Source organism: Synechococcus sp. RSCCF101 (assembly GCF_008807075.1).
Lineage (GTDB): Bacteria > Cyanobacteriota > Cyanobacteriia > PCC-6307 > Cyanobiaceae > RSCCF101.
Genome location: NZ_CP035632.1, coordinates 594,069 through 614,728, shown reverse-complemented (window position 1 = coordinate 614,728; position 20,660 = coordinate 594,069). Strand labels below are relative to the sequence as shown.

The window sequence follows — 20,660 nt, the reverse complement described above, 5'->3', positions numbered from 1 at the left end:
ACGGAGACACCTGGGTGCCGCTCACGATGGCCAGCCTGCTTGACCAACTCTCCGCCATGACTGTGGTCGTGGCTGACACAGGCGATATCGATGCGATCGCCCGTTTCACCCCGCGGGATGCCACCACCAACCCGTCGCTGATTCTGGCTGCGACACAGATTCCCACCTACCAGAACCTGATCGATGAAGCCCTGCGGGCGTCGCGAGCCCTCATCGGCTCCGATGCTCCGGCGGAGGAGGTGGTGCATGAAGCCCTCGATGAGATCTGTGTGATCTTCGGCAAGGAGATTCTCAAGATCGTTCCCGGCCGCGTCTCCACCGAAGTGGATGCCCGGCTCAGTTACGACACACAGGCCACCATCGAGAAGGCGCGCAAACTGATCCGTCTGTACAACGACGCCGGCATCAGCAACGAGCGGGTGCTGATCAAGATCGCCTCCACCTGGGAGGGCATCAAGGCAGCCGAAGTGCTCGAGAAGGAGGGCATTCACTGCAACCTCACCCTTCTCTTCGGCTTCGGTCAGGCGGTGGCCTGTGCCGAGGCCGGTGTCACCCTGATCTCCCCCTTCGTCGGTCGCATCCTCGACTGGTACAAGGCCAGCACCGGACGCGACTCCTACCCGGGCCCCGAGGACCCCGGCGTGCTCTCGGTCACGCGCATCTTCAACTACTACAAATGCCATGGCTACGGCACCGAGGTGATGGGCGCCAGCTTCCGCAACATCGACGAGATCATCGAACTGGCCGGCAACGATCTGCTCACGATCTCGCCCAAGCTGCTGGAGCAACTGCGCAGCAGCGAGGGTGTGCTCGAGCGTCGGCTCGACCCCTCAGCGCCCGCCCAGCGCGAGGAGCGGATTCATGTCGACGAACCCACCTATCGCTCGATGCTCGCCGAAGACCGCATGGCCAGCGACAAGCTCGATGAAGGCATCCGCGGCTTCAGCAAGGCCATCGAAACCCTCGAAGCCCAGCTGGCCCACCGGCTGGCCGTCCTCGAGGGTGGCGCCGCCTTCACCCACGCCGTGCAGGAAATCTTCCTTCTCAACGACCTCGACGGCGATGGCTGCATCACCCGGGAGGAGTGGCTCGGCAGCGATGCGGTCTTCGATGCCCTTGATGGCGACCATGATGGCCGACTGCAGCAGGAGGATGTGCGCTCCGGACTCGGCGCCGCCCTCGCCGTTGCCGGCACCTGAGGGCCATTGCCTGATCTTCACCTGCGGGGGCGAGGATCAGGCCCAGTGACGGCGGTCCGGCATGCACGCTCTTGAGACGATGAAGGCGCTCGCCGCTTCCGGCGACACGATCCATCTCTCCGCCGGCGCGTCCATCTTCCGCGCCGGTGACGCGGGCAGCACGATGTACGGCATCCTTGAGGGCACCGTCCGGCTCAGCTGGGATGGCGACCGCGCCCACGAGGACCTGACGGCCGGTGATGTGTTCGGTGCCGGAGCGCTCGTTGTGGACGATCACACCCGCTTCGGCACCGCCATCGCCAGCAGCGACTGCGGCCTAATCGTCATGAACCGGGAGAAGTTCCTCTTCGCGGTGCAGGAGACGCCGATGTTCGCCATTCAGCTTCTCGCCTCGATCGATGAGCGCCTGCGTTCTCTGAAGCGCGCGGCGGTCGCGGCCTGACCTCGTCAGGATCGCTGCAGCAGCAGGCGTCGGATCACCCGCTGGGCGATGTCGCCGTATCCCATCGAACCGGACAGGATCTGGGCGATCCGTTGCGGCGCCGTGGGTCGTTTGATGCCGAGCTGATAGCCCACTCCCGGGAAGCGATAGAAGACCTGGGCGATGCGTCTGCCCCAGGCCATGGAGTCGCCCCAGTCGCGGCGGATGCGGGCGCTGTAGTGCTGCAGCGATTCCGCATCCCCCGCCAGCCATCCATCCAGGGCTTCCGCCGCCAGGGTCCCGCTGAGCAGGGCCGGACGGATGCCCTCGGCCAGAAAGGGATCACAGAGCGACGCGGCATCCCCCACCGCCACGATTCCCTCCCGATGCAGGCGATGGTGACCGTTCCAGATCCGCAGATTGAGCAGGCGTCGCTCCCCCTGATCGGCGCCGCAGCCGAGGGCGGGCAGCAGCCGGCCCAGCACCGCCTGAAAATCGACACCGTCACGACCCTGATCCAGAAAGGTGCCCACGCCGATGCTGTGGCCCCGCCGCCGCGGGAAGACCCAGCTGAAGCCGTGATGCACCAGACCGAACTCAAACCAGGCCGTGGCCTCCGGCGGCTCCGCCGTGGCGCTCGCTCCATCGGACGCCGGGTCCACCGCAGCGGCCATGGCCGTGGCGAACCGCGGTCGCGACGGCCCCAGGCCCAGGGCGGCCGGCAGCGGTGAGCTGGACCCGCTGGCGAGCACAACGGCAGGGGCCCGCAGTGGCTTCCCTGTGGCCGTGCTGGCGCACCAGAGCGATCCCTCCCGCTGCAGGCTGGTGACCGAGGCGCCCTCCTGGACCGTGGCCCCGTGCTCCACCGCTCTGGCCAGGAGGAGACGGTCGAGAGCGGGCCGATCGACGATCCAGAACGGTGCCTCGCCGGGCAGATCCGCCACCACCGGATCGGCCAGGTTCCAGGTGAACCGCACCCGCCGGATGACCTGCTCCACGGCCGGAGCCAGATCGAAGGGGAACCAGCGCTGCACCGAAGCGGCCATGCCGCCGCCGCAGCCGGGAGCCGGAGCTCCGCACTGCTGCGTGAGGACGTGAACGGCACGGCCCCGCAGGGCCAGATGCACGGCAGCGGCGGCACCGGCGGCACCGCCCCCGACAACGATCACCTCGGCATCGGCGCTCACCGGGGCCGCTCAGACCTTGAGGATGTCGGCCTCCTTGTCGGCGAGATGTCGCTCGATCTCGGCGATGAAGCGATCGGTCAGCTTCTGGACCTCGCTCTGACGGTCATGGCTCTGGTCCTCGGAGAGTTCTCCCTCCTTCTCCTGCTTCTTGACCTTGTCGATCGCATCGCGGCGGATGTTGCGCAGCGCCACCTTGCCCTCCTCGGCGTAGCGGGCCGCCAGCTTGCAGAGCTCCTTGCGCCGGTCCTCGGTCAGGGGAGGGATGTTGATGCGGATCAGGCGGCCGTCGTTGTTGGGGGTGAGACCGAGATCGCTCATGGCGATCGCCTTCTCGATCAGGCCGATCGAACCGGCGTCGAAGGGCTGGATGCTGATGGTCTGGGCATCGGGGGTGGAGAGGGTCGCCAGGGACTTGAGTGGTGTCTCGGCGCCGTAGTACTCGACCTGGATTTTGTCGAGCAGCGAGGGATTCGCGCGGCCGGTGCGGATCGTGTTGAAGGTGCGCTGGGTCGACTCGACCGACTTGCGCATACTCGCTTCGATGTCCTTGCTGGCCATGGAGGGATCCGGTGGTTGGTGTGGGCGGTGGACGGCGGTGGCGCCCGGTTCAGAACGGTCTGGCTCAGACGGTCTGAGCGATGCGGGTTCCGATCGATTCACCCGAGACGGCCCTGGCGATGTTGCCGGGGCCGAAGAGATCGAAGACGACGATCGGGATGGCGTTGTCCTTGCACAGCGCGATGGCGGTGCTGTCCATCACCGCCAGCTCACCGCTGAGCACCTGCTGGTAGGTGAGATGGTCGAAGCGCACCGCGTTGGCATGCAGCACGGGGTCACGGTCGTAGACGCCATCGACCTTGGTGGCCTTGAAGATCACGTCGGCGTTGATCTCAGCGGCCCGCAGGGCGGCGGTGGTGTCGGTGGTGAAGAAGGGATTGCCGCAGCCGGCACCGAAGACGACCACCCGGCCCTTCTCCAGATGACGGATCGCCCGCCGGCGGATGTAGGGCTCAGCCACCTCCTGCATGGCGATGGCCGTCTGGACCCGGGTGGGGACTCCGGCCCGCTCCAGCGCGTCCTGCAGGGTGATGGCATTCATCACCGTGGCGAGCATGCCCACATAGTCGGCGGTGGCCCGCTCCATGCCGGCGGCCGAGCCCTTGAGGCCTCGGAAGATGTTGCCGCCGCCCACCACAATCGCCAGCTGGGTGCCGGACTGGACCACGGCCGCCACATCGGAGGCGATGGCCTGGACGATCGAGGGGTCGATCCCGAAACCCATCTCGCCCATCAGCGCTTCGCCGCTGAGCTTGAGAAGCGCTCGCCTGTAGGCCATGAGTCTCCCTGTCGGCCGAACAGTAGCAACCACGCACGGCGACGGACCGGGGACGCGGCCGGCCCGCGCCATCAGCAGGGGCTCAGAATTCGACGCCGGCCTGAGCCTTGACGCCCTGCTCGCGGAAGGGGTGGCGGCGCAGCGTCATCTCGGTGACCAGATCCGCCCGTTCGATCAGCCCCTCAGGAGCGCCACGGCCGGTCAGCGCCACGTGGGTCAGAGGGGGCCGCAGCGCCAGACCCTCGAGCACCTGATCCAGCTCCAGGTAGCCCAGCTTGAGCGCCACGTTGACCTCGTCGAGCACGACGAGCCGCAATCCGGGATCCGCCAGGCAGCCGCGGGCGCGGGTCCAGGCCGCCTGAACCAGTTCACGGTCGCGCTCCCGGTCCTGGGTCTCCCAGGTGAATCCCTCCCCGAGCGCATGCCAGGTCACCGCATCCCCGAAGGCCTGCAGCGCCCGGGCCTCACCCGGCTGCCAGCCTCCCTTGATGAACTGGATCACCGCCACCCGCTCGCCATGGCCGACCGTGCGCAGCACCATCCCCAGGGCGGCGGTGGTCTTTCCCTTGCCGTGGCCGGTGAACACGATCACCAGACCCTTCTCCACGTTGCGGGAAGCGACGCGCTGCTGCTGCACCTCCCGGCGACGGGCCATGCGCCGGCGGTAGGCCTGGGCATCGCTCTCCGGCGCCAGGGTGCCGCCCATCCCCAGCTCACCGGCGAGCGCATCCAGGTCAGGCTGAGGCGTGTCGGTCGCCTCCCCCGGGGCTGCATCCGGGGCCGCATCCGGCCCTCCGCCGCGGGGTCGCTGGGCCAGGATCCGCTGAAGGCTGCCGCCGGCCAGAAGCTGACGCTCGAGATGGACGAAGCCGATCCGCTGCAACAGATCCATCGGGTCCGAATCGAGGAAGTCGCGGGCGGTCTCGGTCTCGAACAGATGGCAGAACAGCTGCTGGGGAGCCTGCAGCAACGGCGGGGCCGGGTGCAGATCCACCACCACCAGCCAGCCTCCGGGGGCCAGCAGCCTCAGGCAGCTGGCAAGCACCCGTTCCCGCTCGGCTCCGCTGAACTCATGCAGCGCCAGGCTGATCTGAATGCCCTGGAAACTCCCGTCCGGCAGCGGCGGTTGCTCGGCCGTGCCCTCCACCGCCGTGAGCCCCGGGCAGCGGCGCACCGCTTCCTCAAGGGCGCGGGCCGACACATCCAGCCCGCTGACCACCAGGCCCCGGCTCTCCAGGGGGATGGCGGCATCACCGGCCCCGCAGCAGAGATCCAGGACCGGCGCCCCGGTCGGCAGGCGGGAGGCGAGCGCGTCGGCCCCCAGACGCCTGAGGCGGTCGGGGCCGCCCACCGAGAGGGAAGCGGCGGCGGTGACGCCGTCGTAGACCCAGCGATGGCGGTAGGCCAGGGTTCGCAGCAGAGGAGTCAAGGGGCGGTGTCCGGGCCGAGCAATCCTCGCTGCAGCACCGCTCAGGCCGTCAGGCCCTGGCTGCGGGCCAGCGCCGCATCCACGGCCTGCTGCTGATCCCGACGCGTGATCCAGTGGTGGTAGGTGCGCGTGTGGATCGCCACCGAGTGGCCCATCATCCGCGCCGCCACCGTGTCCGGCAGGCCGATGTGAATCGTCCGCACGGCCCAGGCATGCCGCAGGTCGTACGGAGTGTGAGAGAGCCCGTAGCGGCGGAACTGCTCGCCGACCCGTCGTCCCACCTGCTGCAGGGTGGTGCGGTTCAAGTCCAGGCACACCGCCGGCAATGCAGCGGGCTCGGCCGCCAGGCGCTCGAGGCCGAACCGATCCACCCAGCGCGGCGGGAAGGGCCACACCTGATGTTCTCCGGTCTTGCTGGTCGGCAGCACCCGCAGGACCCGGTCTCCCCCCGGAGCCAGGGCGGAGAGGTCACAGAAGAAGATCTCGTGATTCCTCAGGCCGTAGGTGGCCATGAGGCCGTAGGCCAGAGCCCAGGCCGGATTCGGGATGCGGGCGATGGTGGCCTCGATCCGTTCATCGCTCGGCAGCTGGCGGAAGCGGGCGCGATGCAGCCCGTAGCCACCGGCCAGGCTCTGCCAGTCCGCCGGCAGCTCGAGCCCCAGATGGCGGGCCAGAGCGGCGAGGGCCGTGCCGCACTGGGCCCGGCTGCGACTGGCCTGGGGGTAGCTCTCCAGCACTTGAAGCAGCAGGCCGGGCTCCAGAGGGCGCCCCGGCGCGGCCATGGCCTGGAGCCGGCGCAGGTAGGGCCTGTAGGCCGTGGCCCACGTGGAGCGTGTGCCGGCCGGGTTGTACCTGCGCCGCGGTTCGGCGAGAAACGCCGCCTGAAACCGCAGGATCAGCTCCGCGGTGGAGACCTGCACGGACGCCGGCGCACCCCCCGCCGTGCGCCGACCGCCCCAGTCGTCCCATGCGAACCGGCCCTGCTGCAGCTGCCGCTGCACCTGGAGCACTCGGCTCCGGGCCTCCTCCATGCCGCTCGTCGACGCCTTCAGGCCCAGGCTCAGACGCTGGGTCCGGTAGGGGCCGGAACCATGGCGGGGCGGAAGAGGCCCCCGGATCGCGAGGGAGGCGCCACGCTGCTCCAGGCGCAGGGCGATGCCGCGATCCTGAAGGGCGCTGTTGGCCTGTGCCAGCTGCGGACCCAGATCCGGTGGGGGGCCATGCATGGGCTGCGGCAGGCCGGGAGGGACGGACGGTAACGACCCGATCGCCCGACGACCAGGCCTGCCGGCCAGACCCCGTGACCATCCCGGCAGCGTTACGCTCACCCGCACTGATGTATGGCTCGGCGACCACGAAGGAATGGCAAGTGTCGGCGTGGTGCTGCTCAATCTCGGCGGTCCGGAGCGCATCCAGGACGTCGGGCCGTTCCTCTACAACCTCTTCTCCGATCCGGAGATCATCCGCCTGCCGATCCCCTCGCTGCAGAAGCCTCTGGCCTGGCTGATCAGCAGCCTGCGCAGCGGCAAGTCACAGCAGGCCTACGCCTCCATCGGCGGCGGCTCTCCGCTGCGACGCATCACCGAGCAGCAGGCCCGGGAGCTCCAGAGCCTGCTGCGGCAGCGGGGCATCGAGGCCACCACCTATGTGGCCATGCGCTACTGGCACCCCTTCACCGAGTCCGCCGTCGCCGACATCAAGGCCGATGCGATCGATGAAGTGGTGGTGCTGCCCCTCTACCCCCACTTCTCGATCAGCACCAGTGGCTCCAGCTTCCGCGAGCTGCAACGGCTGCGCCAGGCCGATCCCGCCTTCTCCAGGCTCCCGATCCGCTGCATCCGCAGCTGGCATGACCATCCGGGCTACATCGATGCCATGGCCCAGCTGATCGCCCGGGAGATCCGCTCCTGCCCCCAGCCCGACGCGGCGCACGTGTTCTTCAGTGCCCACGGCGTGCCCCGCAGCTACGTCGAGGAGGCCGGCGATCCCTATCAGAAGGAGATCGAATCCTGCAGCGCCCTGATCATGCGCCGCCTCGCCGAGATCCTCGGCCACGACAACCCCCACACCCTCGCCTACCAGAGCCGGGTCGGTCCGGTCGAATGGCTGCGGCCCTACACCGATGACGCCCTGCGGGAGCTGGGGGAAGCGGGCGTCGACGATCTGGTCGTGGTGCCGATCAGCTTCGTGAGCGAACACATCGAGACGCTCGAGGAGATCGACATCGAATACCGCGAGATCGCCACCGAGGCCGGCATCGCCCGCTTCCACCGCGTTCCCGCCCTCGACACCTACGCCCCCTTCATCAGCGGCCTGGCCGATCTGGTGCAGACCGCCCTCGACGGTCCGGAGGTGAACCTGGATCAGGCCGCCGCCCTGCCGCGCCGGATCAAGCTCTATCCCCAGGACAAATGGGCCTGGGGCTGGAACAACAGCTCTGAGATCTGGAACGGCCGGCTGGCCATGATCGGCTTCTCCGCTTTTCTGGTGGAGCTGCTCAGCGGCCATGGCCCTCTCCATGCCCTCGGACTGCTCTGACCCGGCGGCGAGCCGAACCCCCTCGCCTGGGCACGCCGGACGTTGGAGCGTGGCCGCCGCCCTGGCACTGATCGTCGGCGGGGGGGCCTCCCCGGTCTTCGCGCTGGACCAGGTGTGGGCGCGCGGCGTGTTCCCCATCCGGGACTTCCACGGCTTCACCAGCCATTACGGCCCGCGCCGGCTGAACGGCGTGCCGGGGATGCACCGCGGCATCGACATCGCTGCCCCCAGCGGTGCCACCGTGCAGAGCTGGTGGTCGGGCGTGGTGGTGGACGTGATCGACGACGGTCTCTGCGGCATCGGTCTGGTGATCCGGTCCGGTGCCTATCAGCACATCTACTGCCACCTCCAGGGCCAGACGGCGAGCGGGGTCTACCGCTTCGCCGGAGGTGCCGTACGCCGCGGGCAGCGGCTGCGGCGAGGCCAGTGGATCGGCAGGGTGGGGCTCACCGGCCGAACGACCGGCCCTCATCTGCACTGGGGCATCCGTCACAACGGGCAGTGGCTCGATCCCGCACGCATCCTCAGGGCCATGGCCAGGGGGCGCCGGCAGGGCCATGCCCGGGTTCAGCCCCTAGGCTGACTGGATCATCGACACGGTCCCCTTCCGCCGTGACACTCACCAGCAGCCCCATCGCGTCAACCGGCGCCGCCAGCGGCGATCCCGTCACCATGACCGGGGCCGATGCCCTGATGGACGCGCTGCACCGCCACGGTGTGGAGTGCATCTTCGGCTACCCCGGCGGGGCGATCCTGCCCGTCTACGACGCTCTGCACCGGGCGGAATCTCGAGGGCTGCTGAAACACGTGCTCGTGCGGCATGAGCAGGGCGGCACCCATGCCGCCGATGCCTACGCCCGGGCCACCGGCCGCGTCGGGGTGTGCTTCGGGACGTCAGGACCCGGTGCCACCAATCTGGTCACGGGGATCGCCACGGCCCAGATGGATTCCGTGCCCATGGTGGTGATCACCGGTCAGGTGCCCCGATCGGCCATCGGCACCGACGCCTTCCAGGAGACCGACATCTTCGGCATCACGATGCCGATCGTGAAGCACTCCTGGGTGGTGCGCGACCCGGCCGACATCGCCCGGATCGTGGCGGAGGCCTTCCTGATCGCCGCCACGGGCCGTCCCGGCCCCGTGCTGATCGACATGCCCAAGGACGTGGGCCAGGAGAGCTTCGCCTACGTGCCTGTGGAGCCGGGCACGGTGCGGCCGGCCGGCTTCCGTGTCCCGGCCAGCCCCGGCTCCCGGGAGGTGACCGAGGCGCTGGAGCTGATCCGCTCCGCCCGCCGCCCTCTGCTCTACGTGGGTGGCGGTGCTGTGTCAGCCGGCGCCCATGATCCGCTCAAGGCCCTGGCCGAGCGCTTCCAGATTCCCGTCACCACCACGTTGATGGGCAAGGGCGCGTTCGACGAGAACCATCCCCTCGCCCTGGGCATGCTCGGCATGCATGGCACGGCCTATGCCAACTTCGCCGTGACCGAATGCGATCTGCTGATCGCCACCGGCGCCCGCTTCGATGACCGGGTCACCGGTCGCCTCGACACCTTCGCCCCCAGAGCCCGGGTGGTGCATCTTGAGATCGATCCCGCCGAAGTGGGCAAGAACCGCCGGCCCGACGTGGCCGTGATGGGCGACGTGCACCAGAGCCTGGCCCTGCTGGTCGAAGCGAGCCTGATGGCGGATGTGGAGGTGCGCACCGGGGCCTGGCTCGAGCGGATCGCCGAGTGGAAGCGTCGCTACCCCCTCACCACACCTCCGGAGGAAGGCACCATCTATCCCCAGGAGGTGCTGCTCGCGCTCCGGCAGCTGGCCCCCGGAGCCTTCGTCACCACGGACGTGGGTCAGCACCAGATGTGGGCAGCCCAGTACCTGAACTGCGGGCCGCGTCAGTGGGTCAGCAGTGCCGGTCTGGGCACCATGGGATTCGGGATGCCGGCAGCCCTGGGAGTCAAGACGGCACTGCCCGGCGAACAGGTGATCTGTGTGGCCGGTGATGCCAGCATCCTGATGAACATCCAGGAGCTGGGCACCCTGGCTCAGTACAACATCGCCGCCAAGGTGGTGATCATCAACAACCACTGGCAGGGGATGGTGCGGCAGTGGCAGGAACGCTTCTACGAGGAGCGGTACTCCGCGTCGGACATGTTGCCGGGGATGCCCGACTTCGTCGCCCTGGCTGAATCCTTCGGGGTGCGCGGACTGCTGATCCAGGAGCGATCCGAACTCAGAAGTGGCCTGACGGCGGCACTGAACCATCCCGGTCCCGTGCTGGTGGATGTGCACGTGCGGCGCAACGAGAACTGCTATCCGATGGTGCCGCCCGGTCGCAGCAACGCACAGATGGTGGGGTTGCCGAGCCACCCTGAACTGGCCCTGGACACCACGCGGGAATGCCACGAATGCGGCGCCACCACACTGGACGAACACCTCTACTGCCCCAACTGCGGCGCCAAGCTCTGACGATCCGCCTGCGCCGGCTGAGCTGCGCCGCCGTCGCCCTGGTCGCGGCGCTGGCGCTGCAGGTCATCGCGTTGCCGGTCGCGGCTGTGGCTGCCGCCGAGGTGCTGCAGGTCCGTGGGCCCGGCCTGCTCCAGGTCGGTGACCGCAACCGCAGCATGCCGGTGGCCATCTCCTGCCTCGACGTGGAGGCCGAGGCCGCCCCGGAGGCCACCGAGTGGCTCAGGCAGGAGCTGCCGCGGGGGACACGGGTCAACCTCAGGCCGCGCGGCAGCAGCGACGGCGTTCTTCTGGCCGATGTCACACGTCTGGACGACGGCAGCGACATGGCGGAGGCGATGGAGCTGGCCGGACTGGCCCGCCGACCCTGCACGGAGCCCGCATGAGCCTGAACCGCACCGCCAAGGGCATCGTGCTCGTGCCGAGTCTGCTGCTGGGAGCGGCCTTCCTCGCGGCGGCCGCCTGGGGAGGCGGGCCGGAGTCGGCCAACCGATCCCTCGCCCTCGGGCTGGGGCTGAGCCTGATGGCGACCGGACTGCTCACCCAGCTCTTCCCCGACCGTCCCGAGCGCTCCGACGACGACACCCCGGCTCCAGGCCCGGGGCAACCGGACACAGCCTCCGGTGACTCCTAGGCTCTGCCCGATCGCTGGTCCGACCCCTGGCCCGCACGTCCCGACCCACCCCTGAGCGGATGGCCGACGACACGGCCCGGCCCGTCATGCGCGCCACCGGTGTTCTCTGTGCCGTGGTCGCCGTGCAGGGGCTGGTGTCCCTGCAGCCGCTCCGGCCATCGGTTCTGATCATTCACGGCTCGGACCGCCAGGGATCGAGCCTGGCGGCACCGTTTCAACGGGGCTTCGAGGTCGCTCTCGAGGAAGCCGCTGATTGCGGCCATGCCTCGGAGCCGGTGGGAATCACCGCGCTCCCGGCCCTCGCCGATCCGGAAGCGGCCCTGGCTCAGGACCCGCGTGCCGGAGCCCAGCTGACCCTGGTGGTGGCCCCGCCCGGAGCGGACCCGCTCGCCTACGGCCGCTGGGCCCGCCGGCGGTCCGTGCCCGTGCTGCTGCCCCTGACCCGGGGGCCGGCGCTGGACGCCCTGCCCACGGCGAGCGATCGGGACCACCTCTGGCTGCTCTCACCGGCACGCAGCGAGGGGCTCGCCAGCCTGGCCGAATCCGCCCTGGATCTCAACTGGAGGCGGATCATGCTGGTGGAGGAGAGCGGCAGCAGCGACAGCCGCCGGGACAGCGCCGTGTTCCTGGATCGCTACGAGGCAGCCGGCGGTCTCGTGGTCAGTGCCGGAGGAGGACCGGTGCAATCCGTCGGATCGGGGGATGGCGAGGGGCTGGATCGGCTGGTCGCCGACGTGGACTGGCTCCAGCCCGATGCCGTGGCGGTGATCGCCTCATCGACTTCGCCGCTGCTGACGGAGCTGAGCGAGCGCCTGAGCGGTCAGAGCCGCTGGTGGAGCCTGGGCACCATCAGCGGCGCCCCGGCGGTGCCTGGAACCCTCGCCCCGTCTCTGGCGCTGGATGCGGGGAGCCGCGGACCGGGCTGGACCGACTTCGCGGAGCGCTTCATGACGCGCTGGGTGGAGCTGCCGGGTCCTGTGGAAGCCGCCGGCTACGACGCCGGCGTGATGACCGTGCTGGCGATGGCCGATCCGGGCTCGCTCGATCCCTCCGACTGGCTGGATCCGGAGGCCACACCGGTGCCTCTCTGCGAAGGGCTGAGGCTGCGGGCGGAACAGCAGCGCATCCGGCCCAACGGCGCCTCGAGTGAGATGAACATGCGGCCGGGTCGGCCTCCCGATGGACGCTTCGATGTGAGCTACCAGGCGCTCTGAGGCCCTCAGGCCGTCGCGGGAAGCGCCTCTCTGGCGATGCTGTAGGCGTGACCGGGTTCCGGGTCGATGAACCGGCAGCCCGGGGCCTGCTCAGCGATCAGGGCTTCGGCCTCGCTCAGGGATCCCTTCGCCCAGAACAGCCGGCTGATCAGCCCGCTGAACGCCACGTTGCCGCCTGTGGTGCTGGCCATCACGACGCGGGGCCGGAGGGTGCTGAGCAGGCGCGGCAGCAGCTGACGCCCCTCGATGAAGGCGCCGGCCAGCGGCAGGCCCAGATCGAGCACGGGGGTGATGGCGAGATCCACCGCCCCCCCCGCCACGGCGGCCGGCATGAAGCCGTGGGGTTCCAGGTAGACGCGGCCCGCCTCATGGCTGAGCACATAGCCGTTTTCGCGGTTGGGCACGGCCGCACCCTCGGTGGCATCGATGCGGAGCGGCCCCTGCTCCAGAGCCTCGCCGGGACTGAGGGCATGGACCTGCTCGAACCCAAGAGCCCGGCAGCGCGCAGCGGCGCCGGCGGAACCCACCACCGGGCAGGTGCGCGGCAGACGATCCAGGGTGGGCTCATGGCAGTGATCCGGCAGTCCCTGGGTGAGCAGCAGCAGATCCAGATCGGCGGGAATGGGCCAGTCCCGGGGCAGGCGACCCTCCAGCAGCCAGGGTCCCGGGGGGAAGCGGAGAGATCCGACCAGCCAGGGATCCACCAGCACCCGCATCGGGCCGAACTGCAGCAGCCAGCCGTTGGCCCCGAAGTAGGTGGCCTGGAGAGAGGCGGACATCGCTGCGCTGCACGGTGGGCGCACACTGTGGCGCACTCAGAGGGCGAACAGGTCCAGCTGTCCGGGTGCGGGGGCCCTGCGCGACGAGCGCCGTGCCGGACGCGCCGGAGGACGCCGCCTGGACACCCGGTTGCGGTTGCCCGGAAACCAGCTGAGCAGGGCCCGCTCCTCCTCAGGCGTCAGTCCATCCAACGGCAGAGCCGGAGGGTGCAGCGCCTGGCCCGGGGCCTCACTCCAGTCGACCACCGCGTGCGGGAAGCGCTCGGCGGCGAATGGCCGCAGGGACTGCGGCAACCTGGCGAGCTGGCCCACGCCGTGACCGGGGATGCCGGCGCGACGTTCGAGCAGCCATTGCTCCCGGCGCTCACGGCACTGCTCATAGCGGACGATCGGCGCGGGATAGCCATCCAGCGGTGGCGGCTCTCCCAGCTGATCATTGGTCAGGTGGGCCACCTCGGGCACCCAGCGCCGGATGAACAGACCGTGGGGATCGCACCGGGTCACTGCCGTCTGGCCGGGGTGATAGATCCTTGACCAGCCGCCCGGACGGCCGTCGGTGACCCCCGCCTGCATCGCCCACTGGTAGTGATCGATCGCGCAGTCTCCGTCGATCAGATGGCGCATGTAGTGCAGCGCTCCATAGCGCCAGTCGATGCCGCAGAGGTTGGAGAGGAAGCTGGAGTGGATCGCCCTGGCCCGGAAGTTGAGCGAACGCCAGCCGCCTTCGGCCAGCAGGCAGCGCGCGGCGGCATCCACGATCGGGTATCCGGTTCGCCCCTCTCTCCAGGCGGCGTAGAGGGCCTCATCCAGCGGCGCTTCGAGCTCGCTGGGGTCTCCGCCGGCATCGAAGACGCTCCAGAGCGAGCACAGTTCAAGCTGCGGCAGATAGCGGAAGCGCTGGTGCATGCTTGCGGCCCATCGCAGGCGGCTGAGCAGCTGCCCCACCGACCGGCGGGCCCGTGGACCCGTGTGGGCATGGGCCGAGCCGCGCAGCCGCTGCACGACCTCCCGCGGACTGATGACACCGAACTTGAGGTAGGGGCTCAGGCCGGAGCTCACCCGGGCGGCGGGTTCGCTGAGCTGCCAGTAGTAGGTCTCGCTGGCACCATCCTCGAGGAAGCTGCGCAGCCGCTCCCTGGCCGCGTCGGTGCCCGCCTCGGGCTGGGGCACGTCCGAGGGCGGCAGGCCCAGGGCGCTGAGGCTGGGGATCCTGGTGGCGCCTTGGGGGGACTGTGGCGGCGGCGGGAGCCGGGCCGGCGCCTCGAGGATCGGCATGGCCATGGAGGCGATCCAGAGCCGGCGCCAGTGGGAGTGGGAGAGCAGGTCCGGCGTGCTGCCGGGCGGATCGAACCAGCGCAGGCGCACCCCGAGCGGCCCGAGCCGCTCCGCCACGCGTGCATCGCGCACGCGACCGACCAGGCGTTCGCAATCGCTGTGGACCATCACGGTGCTCGCACCGATCTCCCGCACCAGCTCGGCGAGCACGGCCGACGGCTCGCCGATTCGCACAGTCAGGCCCGAGCCCCGCGTCTTCAGATCATGGTCCAGGGCACGGAGAGACCGGAGCAGAAAATCGACCCTGGCGGGACCGGTCTCCGGGTGATGGAGCAGGGCCGGGTCCAGGATGAACAGAGGCAGCACCGGGCCGTGAGCGGCCGCCTCCCGCAGCGGCGCGTGATCGTGCACGCGCAGGTCACGGCGGAACCAGACCACGGTGGGAGCAACCATCGGATCATGCTGGCGGCCGCGGGTGCCCGGCGCGGCCTCAGGCCTGCGAGACGATGCCGCTCCACTGAACGGCCCGGACGCCGTCGCGGCGCCAGGAATGAAACAGCTCGGTTTCCCGGGCCGTGCAGAGCGGGCAGTGGCTGATCCGCTCCTCCGGAATCCCGCAATCGAGCAACTGAAGCGCGGCCACCCGACGGATGTCCAGTCGGTCCCGTCCCGGTTCGGCATCCTCCAGCACCGCACCGGCGTCGAGGAGGCGCTGAAGGGGATCCGCTGGCTGTGCCGTCGGCCGATCACTCAGAGAGGCCGCCACGGCGAGCGTCACGGTTCGCTCCACCTGGTAGCGACGGCCGTCGATGGCCGGCCCGAGGGCCACCAGCAGATCCGAGGGATCACAGCCGACATCGCGGAGGCGGGCCACGGCCTCGATCAGGATGCCGCCGGCGACACCACGCCAGCCGGCATGGCAGGCGGCCACGCGCCCACTGCGGGGGTCGGCCAGAAGAACCGGGGTGCAGTCGGCACCGCAGACCCAGAGGCTCTGGGCTCCGCCATCACTCACCAGCCCATCGGCCTCGGGCCAGGGATGGCGCACCGTTGAGGCCGCGAGGACCAGGGGACCGTGCACCTGCCTGACGCGGTGCACGCTGACGCCGGCCGAGATCATCCCGGCCAGCTCATCCGGCTCGCGTCCGTGCCAGAGCCGGGTGAAGAAACCGTGCTCGAACGCCGCCAGCTGGTCGCACTGCAGGAAGCTGCCGCCGTAGGTGCTCACCCAGGTCCATCCGGCCAGGGTGTTGAACCGGCTGTCAGGGCGATCAAACGGGCCCCGCTGGGGCGCGATGGGCTCCCGATTGCTCATCGGCCTCTACAGATCGGGTCGGTCCTGCAGCATCCAGAAGCCCGCCATCCGTTCCGAGTCCGCACGGCTCTGGACGGCGATGAACTGCAGCCCGGCCACCTCGGCCCGCGACTGCTCCAGGGCAGCCCGGGCCGCACCGGCCTCCTCAGGCGAGAGCCCGGAGAGACGCCAGCGGTCCTCCAGGCCAGCCTCGAGCACGAGCTGGTCGTCATCGATCACCAGCCGCAGGGGTTCAAGGCCGGACAGCCAGCCGGCGATCGCCAGGGCCCGGCCCGGGTCGAGGATCTGGATGCCGGGAACGCTGAGGCCTGATTCGAGGCCCGACGGCACGGGCAGCAGAGCCGGGAAATCCACCTCCCAGTCCGCCGCGTCACGCAGCAGCTCGAGCGGAAGCCTCACCCACTGCCAGCGCTGCCCCCGTGCCGCTTCCGGCAGCGGCAGAGGAGCCGGACGCACCGGCTCTGGCGGCGGAGCCAGGGGACCGGCCAGGTAGCCCTCCTCACCCGGATAGACCTCCTCCTCCCGCTGCCGCAGCCAGTCGCTCAGGGCAAAGCAGCGGCGGCTCGGGACCAGCTCGAGACCGAGGGCCTGTGCGGAGCGCTGGACCATGGTGCGCATGGACCCGCGCCAGCTGCGGATGCGCCTTGGCCGGCCGAAGCCGGCCGCCTCGGCCGCGGTGAGAGCTTCAGCCAGGGCGGCCTCCAGCCAGATCGAATTGACGCTGTCGGCAGGACAGGGCTTGACGTGGCGAAAGCCCGATTGCTGGTCAGAGGAGGGGGTCGAGCAGATCAGGAGCTCCCAGCGCTTGCGCCCCTCGGAGTCCTGGACCGGCCTGGAATAGAAGTCGAGCTCCCAGTCCGGGGACACGAGCGCGGCAGATGGGGTGGCATCAGGGCTCATCCGGCCTCCTGCTCCTGCTGCCGGAGGATGCTCTGGGCGCGCTTGGCCCGGTCCTCCGCCTCGGCCATCACGCGATCCCGATCGGTGAGCAGTTCGCCGGGCTGACCCTCCAGCAGAGCGGTGTTGAGGGCGATGCGGCCCCGGCCAGGATCCAGCTCCGTGATCAGGGCCCGCACCGGATCCCCCTGGGAGAAGGCGTCCCTGAGGTGGCGCAGGTGTCCGCCGGTCACGCAGGACTGGTGCAGCAGACCACTCACACCGCCGAGATCGATGAAGAACCCATAGGGCTTGACCGAGGCCACATGCCCCTCCACCAGCTGGCCCACCTCCAGCTCGCTGAACCGGGCCGCACTGCTGGCCTTCTTCTCGGAGAGCACCAGCTTGCGGGTCTCGGGGTTGACCTCCAAAAAGGTCACGCCCAGGGTTTCCCCGACCAGGGATTCGTGCTGTTCGCCCCGGAGCAGCTGGGAGCGGGGCACGAACCCCCGCAGTCCCTCCAGATCACAGGTGATGCCGCCGCGGTTGAAGCCGTTCACCTTGACCTGGACCACGGCGCCGGCCTCGGCCAGGCGACGCACCTTCTCCCAGCTCTGACGCAGGGCCAGGGCCCGACAGCTGACGGTGACCATTCCGTCCGCGTTCTGCTCGCGGGTGACGAGAACCTCCACAGGCAGCCCCTGGGGGAAGCGCGAGCGGAGATCGGTCATCACGCCGAGGCCGCACTCCTTCTTCGGCATGAAGGCGGGCGCCTTGCCGCCGATGTCGACATAGACGCCGTCGCCGTCCTGGTTGATCACCGTGCCGGTCACCACCTCCCCGGTCGTGCCCACCGGTTCGTTCTCATCGAGGGCGGCCAGGAAGGCGGCCTCATCGAAATCGAACTCATCGACGGTGCGGGGGCCGGCCGGTGAGGACCGCCTCCGGCCGGCTGCGGCCGCAGGGCCATCGGGACCCAGCAGATCCGCCATGGTGAGACCCTCGAGCCCGTCGCTGTCGGGGTCGACCCGGGCTGCCGGGGAAGCATCGGGCGGGCTGACCGGTGCAGTGGCCATCGCCGGAGCGTCGGCTTCCACAGGGGCCTGGAGGTCGGCCGGTGACTCCTCCTGCTGATCGCGGCGGCTGATGTGCATCACCAGCGGCGGCTTGCGGCTTCGGCTCGGTGGTGTGGGCTGAGGGCCCCGAGGCCTCGGGGTGCCTGAACCGGCCATCAGAGAAGAGGATCGCAGCACCACACTCTAGGGAGAGAGCCCTTGAGCGTTCCGATGTCCCCATCCGCACCACCGGAGCGAGAGCGCGCGGCATCGATGGCGTCCGCGTCCTGGACGGACCTGGCGGCTCTGGCAAACCGGGCCGGTTCCACAGCCGTCTGGCCGATGGGAGCGCTGGAGCAGCACGGCCCCCATCTCCCCCTGGCGACCGATGCGATCTTCGCCGAGCGGGTCTGCACCGCCGTTGTGAGCCGGCTGGACCCCGACCTGCCGGTGACGCAGCTTCCGACCCAGGTGCTCGGCTTCTCGCCGGAGCACGCGAGCTTTCCGGGCACGCTGACGCTGCCGGCTGAACTGCTGATCGGGATCGTGGTGGAAGTGGGCCGGCAGCTCGCTTCCATGGGATTCCGCCGGCTGGTGCTGCTCAATGCCCACGGCGGCCAGATCGCTCTGCTGCAGGTGGCCGCCCGGCAGCTGCGCCTGAAGGCGACCGGCCTGGGGGTGCTGCCGTGTTTTCTCTGGAGCGGTCCCGAGTCGATCGCGGGGCTGATTCGGGAACCGGAACGCAGCCAGGGCCTGCATGCCGGTCTTGCGGAGACGAGCCTGATGCTGCATCTGGCCCCGGACCTCGTGGGAGAGGAGCGGCCGGTGGATGGGCTGCTTCAGCCCCCCCACGCCGTGGGGCCGCCACCGGGCTGGCAGCTGGAGGGAGCCGTGCCCTCGGCCTGGCTCACCGAGGACCTCAGCCGCTCTGGTGTGATCGGCGACAGCAGGGGGGCTGGCGCTGATCTGGGAGCCTCCCTGTTTGAGGCTCTGGTGGATGGCTGGCATCGCCGGTTCGATGGACTGCTGCGAAGCGACTGGCCACCGCTCCCTACCGACTCCGAGGCGAGACCGGGCGGGCCATCCAGCCAACCGAGGTGAGGGTTCGGGCAGAACCGGCAGGGTGCCGGGATCTGATTGGTAAGCTGAGCGGCGATTATTCCTCGAAAGAAGCAGTGGAGGGGCTGGGGACATCGGTTGCAGAGTGCCGGCCCGGTCATCTCCATGCCGCAGGGGTTGTCGATGATGAGGGCATTCGTGCAGGCCAGCTGACGCAGGTGCACACCGATTCGGGTCCTGTTCAGTCACAGGACGGTCATTGCCCCTGATGCCGCACGCTTCGACATTCGTAGAGCTGCTGCAACACCGCGCAGGCCTTCATCCCGAACGCATCGCCTTCAGGTTTCTCAGAGACGAGAGCACCAGTTCGGGAGAACTCAGCTACGGCGAGCTCGATCGTCGTGCACGGGCGATTGCGGCCCGTCTGCAGCAGGCGGGCATGGTGGGCGAGCGGGCCCTGCTGCTCTTCAATCCGGGGCTGGACTTCATCAGCAGCTTTTTCGGCTGCCTCTATGCCGGCGTCACGGCTGTGCCGGCCTACCCACCCGGATCGAAGCAGCTGCTGCATCGGCTCGGTGCGATTCTCAAGGACTGCAAAGCCAAAGTGGCTCTCACGGCCTCAGGTTCTGCCGAGACCATCGCCGAACGACTGAGTGGTCTCGGCGACAGCCTCACAGGCCATCTGATCAGTTCCGACCGGATCGACGACGCTGAGGCAACGGCATGGCGGCCACCCGATCTCAGTGGAGACGAACTGGCCTTCCTGCAGTACACCTCGGGATCCACCGGCAATCCGAAGGGAGTGATGGTGAGCCACAGCAATCTGGTTCACAACTCGGGGCTGATCAACCGATGCTTTCGTGACACCGAAGACTCCGTCATGGTGTCGTGGTTGCCACTCTTCCACGACATGGGACTGGTCGGCGGTATCCTCCAGCCGCTGTATGTGGGCTGCACGATGGTGCTGATGGCCCCGGCCACCTTTCTGCAACGCCCCCTGCGTTGGCTCAAGGTCATCTCCAAGTACCGGGCGACGACGAGTGGAGCACCGAATTTTGCCTACGACCTCTGCGCCAACAGGATAAGCAAGTCTTTTGAAGACAACATTGACCTGAGTTGTTGGGATCTTGCTTTCTCAGGGGCAGAGCCAGTCCGACCTGAAACAATTGACCGTTTCACCACGCTGTTCGAGCCCTACGGCTTCAAGCGACAGGCTTTTCTTCCTTGCTACGGTTTGGCTGAGTCAACACTGCTTGTCAGTGGCATTGGCCGCAATCAGCCGCCGCTGGTCAAGCAGTTTGATGCTGAGGCGTTGGCGACCAATCAGGCCGTAGAAACCCAGCAAGGCGCCCCTGCAGATGGCCGCGCGCTGGCGGGGTGTGGAGCTGCCATCAGCGACGTCCGCTTTCGAGTCGTTTCTCAGGACACGCAACAGGTCCTCAGCCCGGGCCTCATCGGAGAGGTGTGGGTCTCCAGCCCCAGTGTGGCGAAGGGCTACTGGGGCCAGGACGATCTCAGCTCCGCCACGTTCGGCAGAGAACTTCCCGGCGAAACCGGCATCTTTCTCCGCACAGGCGATCTCGGATTCCTCTGGCAAGACAAGAACGGCGATGAGCAGCTCTTCATCACGGGACGAAGCAAGGATGTCATCATCATCAGAGGTAGGAATCTTTACCCGCAGGACATTGAGGTCACGGTTCAGGACGCTCACCCAGCCCTCCGAGCCGGCTGTGGCGCTGCATTTTCGACCGATATTGACGGCGAAGAAAAGCTGATCATCGTCCAGGAAATTGAGCGTTCTGCTTTTCGACGTCTTGATGTGAAAGCCATCACGGACGCTGTTGCCAGTGCTGTATCTGAAGCCCATGAGCTGCAGCCCT

At 68.9% G+C, this 20,660-nt stretch carries 19 protein-coding genes and 2 pseudogenes; 10 read left to right on the top strand and 11 right to left on the bottom strand.

All coding sequences use genetic code 11. From position 1 onward, the window contains the following. Positions 1–26: 26 nt before the first annotated feature. Together EVJ50_RS03015 and EVJ50_RS03010 are read left to right on the top strand one after the other, a co-directional pair. Positions 27–1,199, top strand: coding sequence for a transaldolase (locus EVJ50_RS03015; RefSeq protein WP_150882301.1), 1,173 nt, complete (start codon positions 27–29; stop codon positions 1,197–1,199). Between the two features lie 61 nt (positions 1,200–1,260). Beyond that, positions 1,261–1,641 carry a Crp/Fnr family transcriptional regulator gene (locus EVJ50_RS03010; protein ID WP_150882300.1) on the top strand — a complete coding sequence of 127 codons (381 nt, stop codon included), beginning with the start codon at positions 1,261–1,263 and terminating at the stop codon, positions 1,639–1,641. A gap of 5 nt (positions 1,642–1,646) precedes the next feature. Here EVJ50_RS03010 and EVJ50_RS03005 read toward each other — a convergent pair whose 3' ends face one another. The 6 genes and pseudogenes from EVJ50_RS03005 to EVJ50_RS02985 all read right to left on the bottom strand — a co-directional run bounded on the left by EVJ50_RS03005 (position 1,647) and on the right by EVJ50_RS02985 (position 6,798). Next, entirely contained in the window at positions 1,647–2,807 is a 1,161-nt protein-coding gene (locus EVJ50_RS03005) for an NAD(P)/FAD-dependent oxidoreductase (protein ID WP_150882299.1), read from the bottom strand. A 9-nt stretch (positions 2,808–2,816) separates the two neighbouring features. Beyond that, the gene (gene frr, locus EVJ50_RS03000) at positions 2,817–3,365 is read right to left on the bottom strand and encodes a ribosome recycling factor (protein ID WP_150882298.1); all 549 of its coding nucleotides are present in this window, start codon (positions 3,363–3,365) and stop codon (positions 2,817–2,819) included. Positions 3,366–3,429: 64 nt separating this feature from the next. Then, entirely contained in the window at positions 3,430–4,143 is a 714-nt protein-coding gene (gene pyrH / locus EVJ50_RS02995; protein WP_150882297.1) for a UMP kinase, read from the bottom strand. Positions 4,144–4,225: 82 nt separating this feature from the next. Further along, positions 4,226–4,849, bottom strand: coding sequence for a cob(I)yrinic acid a,c-diamide adenosyltransferase (gene cobO, locus EVJ50_RS14850; protein ID WP_225323144.1), 624 nt, complete (start codon positions 4,847–4,849; stop codon positions 4,226–4,228). Positions 4,850–5,095: 246 nt separating this feature from the next. Further along, a pseudogene (locus EVJ50_RS15325) lies at positions 5,096–5,494 on the bottom strand (class I SAM-dependent methyltransferase); the annotation flags it as partial. A gap of 119 nt (positions 5,495–5,613) precedes the next feature. Continuing rightward, entirely contained in the window at positions 5,614–6,798 is a 1,185-nt protein-coding gene (locus EVJ50_RS02985; protein WP_150882295.1) for a site-specific integrase, read from the bottom strand. 136 nt (positions 6,799–6,934) lie between these two features. Between EVJ50_RS02985 and hemH the strand changes: the two genes are divergently transcribed. The 6 genes from hemH to EVJ50_RS02955 all read left to right on the top strand — a co-directional run bounded on the left by hemH (position 6,935) and on the right by EVJ50_RS02955 (position 12,421). Beyond that, positions 6,935–8,110, top strand: a complete 1,176-nt coding sequence (gene hemH / locus EVJ50_RS02980) for a ferrochelatase (RefSeq protein WP_150882294.1) — start codon at positions 6,935–6,937, stop codon at positions 8,108–8,110. A gap of 49 nt (positions 8,111–8,159) precedes the next feature. Continuing rightward, positions 8,160–8,693: a M23 family metallopeptidase gene (locus EVJ50_RS02975; RefSeq protein WP_225323049.1), complete on the top strand. Its 534-nt coding sequence runs from the start codon at positions 8,160–8,162 to the stop codon at positions 8,691–8,693. A 29-nt stretch (positions 8,694–8,722) separates the two neighbouring features. Continuing rightward, positions 8,723–10,576 (top strand): biosynthetic-type acetolactate synthase large subunit, encoded by a 1,854-nt coding sequence (ilvB, locus tag EVJ50_RS02970; RefSeq protein ID WP_150882293.1) that lies wholly within the window; start codon positions 8,723–8,725, stop codon positions 10,574–10,576. Positions 10,577–10,647: 71 nt separating this feature from the next. Next, positions 10,648–10,959 carry a nuclease gene (locus tag EVJ50_RS02965; protein WP_370455572.1) on the top strand — a complete coding sequence of 104 codons (312 nt, stop codon included), beginning with the start codon at positions 10,648–10,650 and terminating at the stop codon, positions 10,957–10,959. Then, positions 10,956–11,207 (top strand): GIVxVP protein, encoded by a 252-nt coding sequence (locus EVJ50_RS02960; RefSeq protein ID WP_150882292.1) that lies wholly within the window; start codon positions 10,956–10,958, stop codon positions 11,205–11,207. The genes EVJ50_RS02965 and EVJ50_RS02960 overlap by 4 nt, the downstream gene beginning before the upstream one ends. A 59-nt stretch (positions 11,208–11,266) precedes the next feature. Next, complete coding sequence (locus EVJ50_RS02955) at positions 11,267–12,421, top strand: hypothetical protein (protein WP_150882291.1); 1,155 nt, start codon at positions 11,267–11,269, stop codon at positions 12,419–12,421. A 5-nt stretch (positions 12,422–12,426) separates the two neighbouring features. Here the strand turns inward: EVJ50_RS02955 and EVJ50_RS02950 are convergent, their stop codons facing one another. The 5 genes from EVJ50_RS02950 to EVJ50_RS02930 are packed head-to-tail and all read right to left on the bottom strand — an operon-like array spanning position 12,427 to position 17,898. Then, positions 12,427–13,200, bottom strand: a complete 774-nt coding sequence (locus tag EVJ50_RS02950; RefSeq protein WP_150882290.1) for an MBL fold metallo-hydrolase — start codon at positions 13,198–13,200, stop codon at positions 12,427–12,429. A gap of 36 nt (positions 13,201–13,236) precedes the next feature. Further along, entirely contained in the window at positions 13,237–14,928 is a 1,692-nt protein-coding gene (locus EVJ50_RS02945) for an FAD-binding domain-containing protein (protein WP_150882289.1), read from the bottom strand. A gap of 37 nt (positions 14,929–14,965) precedes the next feature. After that, positions 14,966–15,790, bottom strand: a complete 825-nt coding sequence (pgeF, locus tag EVJ50_RS02940) for a peptidoglycan editing factor PgeF (RefSeq protein ID WP_150882288.1) — start codon at positions 15,788–15,790, stop codon at positions 14,966–14,968. Between the two features lie 6 nt (positions 15,791–15,796). Further along, on the bottom strand, positions 15,797–16,690 hold the full coding sequence (locus tag EVJ50_RS02935) for a Tab2 family RNA-binding protein (RefSeq protein WP_150882287.1): 894 nt from the start codon (positions 16,688–16,690) through the stop codon (positions 15,797–15,799). Next, positions 16,687–17,898, bottom strand: a complete 1,212-nt coding sequence (locus EVJ50_RS02930; RefSeq protein WP_150882286.1) for a S1 RNA-binding domain-containing protein — start codon at positions 17,896–17,898, stop codon at positions 16,687–16,689. The genes EVJ50_RS02935 and EVJ50_RS02930 overlap by 4 nt, the downstream gene beginning before the upstream one ends. 96 nt (positions 17,899–17,994) lie before the next feature. Here EVJ50_RS02930 and EVJ50_RS02925 point away from each other — a divergent pair, with 96 nt between their 5' ends. Continuing rightward, positions 17,995–18,822: a creatininase family protein gene (locus EVJ50_RS02925; protein WP_150882285.1), complete on the top strand. Its 828-nt coding sequence runs from the start codon at positions 17,995–17,997 to the stop codon at positions 18,820–18,822. 226 nt (positions 18,823–19,048) lie between these two features. Further along, a pseudogene (locus EVJ50_RS15320) lies at positions 19,049–20,221 on the top strand (fatty acyl-AMP ligase); the annotation flags it as partial. Positions 20,222–20,660: the final 439 nt, after the last annotated feature.

Bases quoted from the DNA above. Each gene is read 5' to 3' on its own strand.
- EVJ50_RS02955 (WP_150882291.1), top strand. From the start codon at position 11,267: ATGGCCGACGACACGGCCCGGCCCGTCATGCGCGCCACCGGTGTTCTC.
- EVJ50_RS02935 (WP_150882287.1), bottom strand. From the start codon at position 16,690: ATGAGCCCTGATGCCACCCCATCTGCCGCGCTCGTGTCCCCGGACTGG.
- pgeF (WP_150882288.1), bottom strand. From the start codon at position 15,790: ATGAGCAATCGGGAGCCCATCGCGCCCCAGCGGGGCCCGTTTGATCGC.
- EVJ50_RS02985 (WP_150882295.1), bottom strand. From the start codon at position 6,798: ATGCATGGCCCCCCACCGGATCTGGGTCCGCAGCTGGCACAGGCCAAC.
- hemH (WP_150882294.1), top strand. From the start codon at position 6,935: ATGGCAAGTGTCGGCGTGGTGCTGCTCAATCTCGGCGGTCCGGAGCGC.
- frr (WP_150882298.1), bottom strand. From the start codon at position 3,365: ATGGCCAGCAAGGACATCGAAGCGAGTATGCGCAAGTCGGTCGAGTCG.
- EVJ50_RS02925 (WP_150882285.1), top strand. From the start codon at position 17,995: ATGGCGTCCGCGTCCTGGACGGACCTGGCGGCTCTGGCAAACCGGGCC.
- EVJ50_RS02945 (WP_150882289.1), bottom strand. From the start codon at position 14,928: ATGGTTGCTCCCACCGTGGTCTGGTTCCGCCGTGACCTGCGCGTGCAC.
- EVJ50_RS02960 (WP_150882292.1), top strand. From the start codon at position 10,956: ATGAGCCTGAACCGCACCGCCAAGGGCATCGTGCTCGTGCCGAGTCTG.
- cobO (WP_225323144.1), bottom strand. From the start codon at position 4,849: ATGGGCGGCACCCTGGCGCCGGAGAGCGATGCCCAGGCCTACCGCCGG.
- EVJ50_RS02950 (WP_150882290.1), bottom strand. From the start codon at position 13,200: ATGTCCGCCTCTCTCCAGGCCACCTACTTCGGGGCCAACGGCTGGCTG.
- EVJ50_RS02930 (WP_150882286.1), bottom strand. From the start codon at position 17,898: ATGGCCGGTTCAGGCACCCCGAGGCCTCGGGGCCCTCAGCCCACACCA.
- pyrH (WP_150882297.1), bottom strand. From the start codon at position 4,143: ATGGCCTACAGGCGAGCGCTTCTCAAGCTCAGCGGCGAAGCGCTGATG.
- EVJ50_RS03015 (WP_150882301.1), top strand. From the start codon at position 27: ATGGCCAGCCTGCTTGACCAACTCTCCGCCATGACTGTGGTCGTGGCT.
- EVJ50_RS03010 (WP_150882300.1), top strand. From the start codon at position 1,261: ATGCACGCTCTTGAGACGATGAAGGCGCTCGCCGCTTCCGGCGACACG.